Origin of the sequence: Streptomyces sp. NPDC005752, assembly GCF_040630715.1 — a bacterium.
GTDB lineage: Bacteria > Actinomycetota > Actinomycetes > Streptomycetales > Streptomycetaceae > Streptomyces.
Genome location: NZ_JBEXYB010000102.1, coordinates 1 through 1,212 on the forward strand (window position 1 = coordinate 1; position 1,212 = coordinate 1,212).

2 protein-coding genes are annotated in these 1,212 nt (G+C 67.8%); both read right to left on the reverse strand.

Annotated features, from left to right (window positions below):
• Positions 1–40: 40 nt before the first annotated feature.
• Positions 41–913 carry an IS3 family transposase gene (locus ABZ441_RS33555; RefSeq protein WP_358981199.1) on the reverse strand — a complete coding sequence of 291 codons (873 nt, stop codon included), beginning with the start codon at positions 911–913 and terminating at the stop codon, positions 41–43.
• The coding region (locus ABZ441_RS33560) for a transposase (RefSeq protein ID WP_358981200.1) at positions 910–1,212 on the reverse strand (303 nt) is incomplete at its 5' end. The genes ABZ441_RS33560 and ABZ441_RS33555, both read right to left, overlap by 4 nt.

Below are 1,212 nucleotides of genomic sequence, written 5' to 3' on the forward strand. Positions count from 1 at the left end.
TGAGCTTGCTCCGCTTTGACGGACACCATTGGTGTGGTGGTCAGGCTGCGATTGCGGTCTCGTACTCGGCGGGGCTGAGGTAGCCGAGGCTGCTGTGCAGTCGGTGCAAGTTGTACCAGCCCTCGATGAAGTCGAAGATCGCGGTGTGGGCGGCGGCTCGGCTGGGCCAGGCGGAGGTGCCGAGCAGTTCGCGTTTGATGGTCGAGAAGAACGACTCGGCGAGCGCGTTGTCCCAGCATTGACCGGTGCGGCCGACCGACAGTCGAACCCCGAACTGGGCTGCCAGAGAGCTGAATTGCTGGCTGGAGTATTGACAGCCGCGATCCGAGTGAAAGATCACGGGACGGGTGGGACGCCGCTGCCGGCAGGCTGCTGTCAGTGCGTCGGCCACCAGCTCGGTCCGCAGGTGATCGGCGGTTGCCCAGCCGACCACGCGGCGGGAGGCGATGTCGATGACCGTGGCCAGATAGAGCCAGCCCTCCTCGGTCGGAACATATGTGATGTCGCCGCACCAGCGGGCATCGAGCCCACTGCGGCCGGGCTGAAAGTCCCGGACGATCAGGTCGGGACGAAACGCAGCCCTGGAATCGGGGACAGTGGTCACCTGCCGTCGGCGGCGGTGCCGGCCCTGCAGACCAGCGGCCTGCATCAGCCGTGCGACACGACGCCGGCCGCACCCGGCACCCTCGCGCTTGAGCACGGCATGCACGCGCGGGGCCCCGTAGGTCCCGCGCGATCGCGCATGGACCTCAAGGATCTGCTCGGTCAGCTCAGCATCCCGCACCGCACGAGGGCCCGGCGGGCCGGAGCGACGGGCATAGAAGGCGGTCCGGGAGACCTTCATCAGCTCACACGCCCGTTTGACGCTGTGACCTGCGCGCTTCTCCGCCTCGATGAACGGGTGCACCGTCACCGGGTCTCCTTCGCGAAGAAAGCTGTGGCCCGCTTGAGGACGTCGACGTCCTCGCGCAGCCGGCGGTTCTCCCGCCGCAGCGCAGCCAGTTCCTCGCGCTCACTGCTGGTCAGCCCGTTGCGCTCGCCCCCGTCGACCTCGGCCTGCTTCACCCAGTCCCGCACCGCGGCCTCGGTCAGTTCGAAGTCCTTGGCGATCTGCCCGACCGAGCGGTCACCTCGTCGGCACAGCCCGACGATCTCGGCCTTGAACTCCGGCGTGAACGAACGACGAGGGCGGCGAGGCTTCTTCTTCCCCAT